This is a genomic window from Mycobacterium sp. (assembly GCF_047975165.1).
Classification (GTDB): domain Bacteria; phylum Actinomycetota; class Actinomycetes; order Mycobacteriales; family Mycobacteriaceae; genus Mycobacterium.
The window spans coordinates 1-3,819 of the sequence record NZ_JBKECZ010000018.1; the positions used below are offsets into that span (position 1 = coordinate 1).

At 61.7% G+C, this 3,819-nt stretch carries 5 protein-coding genes; all 5 read right to left on the reverse strand.

The window, feature by feature from the left end; translation table 11 throughout:
* Positions 1-66 precede the first annotated feature (66 nt).
* A complete protein-coding gene (locus ACK5M9_RS00995) occupies positions 67-585 on the reverse strand; it encodes a helix-turn-helix domain-containing protein (RefSeq protein ID WP_416891346.1) in 519 nt (172 codons plus the stop codon).
* Positions 582-1,463 (reverse strand): DnaB-like helicase C-terminal domain-containing protein, encoded by an 882-nt coding sequence (locus ACK5M9_RS01000; protein WP_416891347.1) that lies wholly within the window; start codon positions 1,461-1,463, stop codon positions 582-584. The genes ACK5M9_RS00995 and ACK5M9_RS01000 overlap by 4 nt, the downstream gene beginning before the upstream one ends.
* Positions 1,456-2,601: a hypothetical protein gene (locus tag ACK5M9_RS01005; RefSeq protein WP_416891348.1), complete on the reverse strand. Its 1,146-nt coding sequence runs from the start codon at positions 2,599-2,601 to the stop codon at positions 1,456-1,458. The genes ACK5M9_RS01000 and ACK5M9_RS01005 overlap by 8 nt, the downstream gene beginning before the upstream one ends.
* On the reverse strand, positions 2,598-3,077 hold the full coding sequence (locus tag ACK5M9_RS01010; protein WP_416891349.1) for a hypothetical protein: 480 nt from the start codon (positions 3,075-3,077) through the stop codon (positions 2,598-2,600). Before ACK5M9_RS01010 ends, ACK5M9_RS01005 begins: the two co-directional genes overlap by 4 nt.
* Before the next feature lie 133 nt (positions 3,078-3,210).
* The coding region (locus ACK5M9_RS01015; RefSeq protein WP_416891350.1) for an IS5 family transposase at positions 3,211-3,819 on the reverse strand (609 nt) is incomplete at its 5' end.

Here is a 3,819-nt window from a genome sequence, read left to right on the forward strand (position 1 = left end):
ACGGTGCACTGGTCCCTGTATGGGATATAGGGCAACCATGCCCTCCGTTGCGCGCAGCTTTGGTCCTCATGACAGCAGGGCGTGGGTGTCCTCCTGCGGGCCGGTCGGATGCACCCGATAGACTGACGGCCCGACGTTCAACTTACCCCTCTGAACGACACTCACGAACCCCCTCTTGACTAGTGCGGCCACAGCCCGACGAACGGTACGCTCATCTCGGCCAAGTCTCCGGGCAATGTCAGCCTGACTGGTCCGCGCGGTGCCGGATGCCTTGGTATCCCGCCACAAAGCCACCCATACGAGAGCCTGTATCGGTGTGAGCTTGGCGGTCGCAACCCCGAAGTCGATGAACGTGTTCACGGTGGCGAACCGCTCAGATCGAGTGCGGCCCTTGCCCCGGCCCCGACTCTTGCCCCGGCCACCGCTGGTAGAGGGAAGAGCGGAAGGGGATGCCGTCGCCGGTGGTGTCGCCGGTCGCGGGCTATCAATGAACCGTGGATACTTGGGCGCGGTCCCGGCGGCCTTGCGTGCCTGATATTCCTCGAACGTCAGGCTAACTATGTCATCTGCCGGTTGTTCGCTCACTGTTTGCCCCCTGTCCTGATCTTGGCTATCACCTCGGCGATGTCATCATCGCTCGTGCCGATACTGGCAGGTGTGAAGGTTTGGATCGGCCTATCGAACCTCGTGTCGATACTCAGCAAGTCACCCTCGCGGTTCTTTTCGCAACGGAACTGCAGGTGGTCAGCGTCAATCGAACCAATCACATAGGCTTGGTCGCAGGCGAATTCCAGCTCAGACGAACCGCGAAACGATGCCAGCCCGAGGTTTTCGTAGTCGCTGCCGGTCTGACCGCTCTGACGCGATACAGCAGCAGCAGCGAGAATGGCAGCGCCACAACTGCACAACTCCCGGAGTGCGGCCAACAGGCCGTCCAACTGTAGCCGGCTGTCCTGTGCCGGGTCGCCTTTGAATCGTTGAACGTAATCGACCAGGATAACGTCGGCACCTGTGGCCTTGGCGGTGGCCAACAGACGCTCGCCGGTGAACGGTCCTTTCATCGCCAACATTCGACGATATACGCCCTGATACGACTCTGATACAGCCCGCAATCGATCGTAGCAGGATCGGTCGTTGTCGCGGATCGTGGTTAACGGCACGCCCGATAGCCGGCTCAGAATGCGCCGATGTAGCTGCTTGGGCACCATTTCGACGTTCGCCACCAACAACTGTATATCCGGGTTCATCGCCAACATATCAACCACAATTTGCATGAGCGCGGCCGTCTTACCTTTACCCGGCGGCCCGCCGAGTAAGATCATCTCACCCGGCCTGATGTCGAGAACATCGAACGGTGCGGATACCCGGTATCGCCGAGGCGGTATCCCAGCGGCCACCTCAGCCAATACCTCACGGTCAACCTCTGTCCAGTCGATTACCAGATCACTGAGTTGGTCACTCATTATCCTCTTCCTCTCCTCTTTCGATGTCGCGTATCACGCCCCACACCGGCCATTCCGGGCACGACGATTCCGGCTCCCGGTTCGCGCCGAATCCGAAGTCCAACGCGCCCGGCGGCAACGGGTCGCCCTCGGCGGCGATAGCCTCACGTTCACGGTCATCGTCGGTGGTCACGGGCACGGATACGATCGGCTTACGTCGCGCGTAGGCGATGCCGTCGCGTATCTGCTTCTCGATCTCTTTTGGCGGAAGCCCCGCGATTGCACCGAAGTCGCTCAGTATCGCAGAGGAAAGGGAAGGGGGTGATCCCTGCTCAGTCAGCCATGCGGCAGCCCGGAACAGCGTGACGGCCCGGTTCGTACACTCCTCGGGGTGTCGCAGGAATTCCCGGAGGAATGCCGGTATCCGTGTACTCAACAGGGCGTGCCCATCGACACGATCGACGGCGGCAGTCTCAGACTCGGCGGCAGCCCCTAACCAATCGGCCACCAGTGACGGCGACACTACGCCCGACGATGGCAGACCGTCACCGGCTGGACTCGATGCGTGCCGTAGGATCGCGTCAATGTCCCAACTGAACAGGTCATCCGGGTCAATGCGTCGCTTGTAGCGGCCCGTCTTGGGATGCCGGGTATTGGGCAACCGGATCGGGCGCAGGACGTTGTAGATAGACTGGTCGACCGTCACACCGGCCCGGCCCGCAAGCGTTAGGGCGTACCGTTTTGCGATGTCGCTGAATCCAACACATGGTGCCGGATTGTGCGTCAGCTCGATCAGAACATGGAACCCCTTGCCGCCACTGAAGTACGTCACCGGATCGGTGCCGTATCGGTCCCCGATGAACGACACTAACTGCCGTGTCGCGGTCAGTGCGGCCCGTAGGTCATCGGCTCTGTCTATGTCGAGAACCAACCATCGGCACCAACACGGACCCGTATAGCCCGCGTCGCTGTTGCCATTGGCGATGAAGTAGCGTCGATAATCGTCGCCGAACACAAAGTGCGTCAGGTATGCCTCGCCGGTCTGCTCAGTCTCGCCATCCGCGAACCGGCTCAGAGTCTGGGAGTGCGCCTTCAAGTGACGACTCCCGGCCAGCCCGCCACGAATGAGCAGGCCAGCCCGGAAATCGCCATGGGTCATTGCGTGCCTCCCTCGGCCAACGGCGGCAGGTCTAGGTCGGCCAGGTCATCTTCCACGGGCACGATCTTGAGCAGCTGCAGCCGATCCACGGCCACCCATACGGTGCCGCTATCGTTGGTGCGATGCGTCACCGCGAACCGGACGACGTATTCCCGGCCCGGCTCCGGGAACGGTGCGTCCAGTGCGGCCGTGGTAGTCAGCCCGTAGGCGGCTATCTCGATCTTGCTCCGGCCCTTAGCATTTCTCGAAAAGACAAACGACTTGAACGCGCACTTGCCGGTGTGGTCCCCGGTCATGACCTCAAGGCGCATCACATACTGCCGGTCGCCGCCACGGGTCACGCTCATCTTGCCGTGGGCAACACGTCCCACATATTGCCCCGGCGGCAACTGCTCATGTTTCGTGGTGTCGATCTCATCAAACCAGTCGCCACCACTATTTCCAATCAAACTAATGCTAGAGTAATCAATCGCCATATAATTAGACTCCAACTTTGCGACTCACCCAACCGGCACCGTGCCAGTGTGGGTCATATCGCGTCTCGAAAATCGCCACTGTGCTTTGATTGCCGATCCGGCATGGATCGACTAAGAGGCTATCCGAGAAGCCTCAATTCGACGCAACTCTGTATTTAAACGGCGGATACCGCTCTGCCGGCGACATCCGGTTCAGGAGCAGACTGATCCCGCGGAGCCGTACCATGCACTCGCTCGAATCCGTCCGCCGCTCGTAATCCTTGCTCAACCGCCGCGACCGGCCCAGCCAACCGAACGTCCGCTCGACCACCCACCGCTTGGGCAGCAGGACGAACCCCTTCGACCCCGGCGGCCGACTGACGATCTCGAGCCGCCAGGTCAGTTCGGCCTGCTTGGCCTTCCAATCGTTCAGGACGTGGTTGTGGTACTTGCTGTCCGCCCAGACGACCTCTAGCCGCGGGTACTCCCCCCGGTGCAATTGTTTGAGCACGTCCGGGGCCGCCCTGGCATCGTCGACCCCGGCCCCGGTCACGACCACGGCCAAGAGCAGGCCGAGCGTGTCGACCGCGATGTTCCGCTTGCGGCCCGTGACCTTCTTGCCCCCATCGTACCCCCGCACCCCGCCCACCTCGGTCGTCTTCACGCTCTGGCTGTCGATGCTCGCGGCACTCGGGGTCGGCTCGCCGCTCGGGGCGTGGACGTGCCGGTACCCCTCTCGGAGGACATCGAGCATGGCCTGCCA